Annotated in this window: 3 protein-coding genes and 1 pseudogene; all 4 read left to right on the top strand. The window is 68.0% G+C overall.

Going from position 1 to position 2,000, the window contains the following annotated elements:
• Positions 1 to 90 precede the first annotated feature (90 nt).
• Positions 91 to 477 (top strand): host-nuclease inhibitor Gam family protein, encoded by a 387-nt coding sequence (locus I71_RS30355; protein WP_042703160.1) that lies wholly within the window; start codon positions 91 to 93, stop codon positions 475 to 477.
• 72 nt (positions 478 to 549) lie between these two features.
• Entirely contained in the window at positions 550 to 1,344 is a 795-nt protein-coding gene (locus tag I71_RS30350; RefSeq protein ID WP_042703158.1) for a DNA methyltransferase, read from the top strand.
• On the top strand, positions 1,341 to 1,604 hold the full coding sequence (locus I71_RS30345; RefSeq protein ID WP_042703156.1) for a hypothetical protein: 264 nt from the start codon (positions 1,341 to 1,343) through the stop codon (positions 1,602 to 1,604). The genes I71_RS30350 and I71_RS30345 overlap by 4 nt, the downstream gene beginning before the upstream one ends.
• Before the next feature lie 12 nt (positions 1,605 to 1,616).
• Positions 1,617 to 2,000, top strand: a pseudogene (locus I71_RS30340) (hypothetical protein); the annotation flags it as partial.

Here is a 2,000-nt window from a genome sequence, read left to right as displayed (position 1 = left end):
CAGGGTGCGCACCCAGGACCAGGCCGCGGCCGTTGTCGGCCGGATCGGCGCTGCGCAGGTGCAGCTGGGCCGGCTGAAGGCCGCGCTGGAGTGACGGTCGCCCAGGCCAACCTCGCCTACGAGGCTGCGGCGGCGCCGTTGCGCACCGCCATCGCCGCCGACACCGAGCTGCTGCGCGGCTACTTCGATGCCAACCGGGCCAGCCTGCTGACCGGGACCAAGAAGTCGGTGGCGCTGCCCACCGGCACCATGGGCATGAAGAAGACGGTGGCCAAGCTGGTGGTGGCCGATGCCGATGCGCTGCTGAAGTTGCTGGAGGAAGACCGCAAGCTGCGGCGCTTCATCCGCACCAAGAGCGAGGTCGACCGGGCCGCACTGCTGGCGGAGCCGAAGGTGGCGGTGACCATCGACGGCGTGTCCGTCGAGGGCGGGGACGATGCCTTCTTCGTCAAGCCGCTCATGGTCGGAACGACCTGAAACCGAGCTTGCGAAAATCAGCATTATCGCAAGCTGACCCCTGAAAACCGGCTGAAATCCAAGGGTTTCGTGATGACCTCCCATTCCGTGACGATCGGCGCCGCGACGCTGATGCTGGGCGACTGCATCGAGCGGATGCGGGAGCTTCCCGACAGCTCGGTCAGCCTGGTGCTGACCGACGTTCCCTATTCCAGCGGCGCCACCCGCGAGGCCGGCCGCACCGCCTACGGCAAGACGATGACACGGTCGACCAAGGGCGGCGGTGACCGGTGGTTCGGGTCCGACAGCCTGAGCACGCGCGGCTTCCTCCACCTGCTGCGCGCCTGCGCCATGGAGTGGCAGCGGGTGCTGAAGCCGGGCGGGCATGTGCTGGCCTTCATCGACTGGCGCATGGGCGATCATCTGGCCGATGCGGTGGACGGAGGGCACGAGCGGGCCTTGTTCCTGAATGGTCAGGCCGGTGACGCCATGGAAAGCGCCGACCTTCGCCGGATTGGGCTGCTGGTGTGGGACAAGACCTATTTCACAATGGGAACGCACTTCCGTCACCAGCACGAGTTCATCCACCACTTCAGCAAGGGTAAGGGCAGCGAGCCGTTGCGCCGCAACGTACCGAATATCCTCCGGCACCCACCGGTGCGTTTCGGTCTGCATCCCACTGAAAAGCCGGTTTCGCTGCTGGCCGAACTGATCGGCGTGCTGTGTCCGGAGGGCGAGGCCGTTCTCGATGCCTTTTCCGGCAGCTGTTCCACCGGCTATGCCGCCCTGACCACCGGCCGGCGCTTCATCGGCATCGAGCGCGACCGGCGCTATTTCGAGGCCGGTTGGCAACGGCTGGCCGACCTCACCGAGGAGTTGGCGGCATGACCATGCAGCTGGAGGACGTGATGCACGGACTCACCACCCGCACCGCCACCGATGGCGTCATCGTCACGATCGGCGGCACCATGGGCTGGTGGCTCGACGCCCTGCATGGGCCGGCGCAGGAGCTGGCCTTCTGGGGCACGGTGGCGTTGGTGGCCGGGCGCCTGGTGCTGCTGGTGCTCGACGTCCGGGACCGTCTCCGCCACCCGTCCAAACTGTTCACGCGTGAACACTTTGACGGCGATGCGACCCGCAAGCCGTAAGGTCCGCTGCCCATGGCCGATGCACGGATCCAGGCCTCTGCCGATCAGGTGAAGGCGGCCATTCGCCGGTATGGCGACCAGCTCACCCGCTACGCCCTGCCGATGGCGCTGACCAGGACGGCGCAGGACGCCAAGCTGGCGGTGCAGCGCGCTCTACCGGAGACCTTCGACCGGCCGACGCCCTACACGATCAACGCCACCTTCGTCCGGCCCGCCACCAAGGCGGACCCGGTGGCCTGGGTGGGCTTCAAGGACGATTGGGGTAAGGGCACGCCGGCGGCGCGCTACCTGCTGCCGAACGTCGAGGGCGGACCGCGCCGGGACAAGCGTATGGAGCGCCAGCTCCGGGCCGCGGCCTGCTGCGGGCCGCATGTTCGCCGTCCGGGCGAGGAGGCC

The organism is Azospirillum sp. B506, from assembly GCF_000333595.1.
In the GTDB taxonomy this organism is placed as follows: domain Bacteria; phylum Pseudomonadota; class Alphaproteobacteria; order Azospirillales; family Azospirillaceae; genus Azospirillum.
Note: the sequence above shows the minus strand (reverse complement) of the source record. Positions and strands in the feature narration are given on the sequence as shown.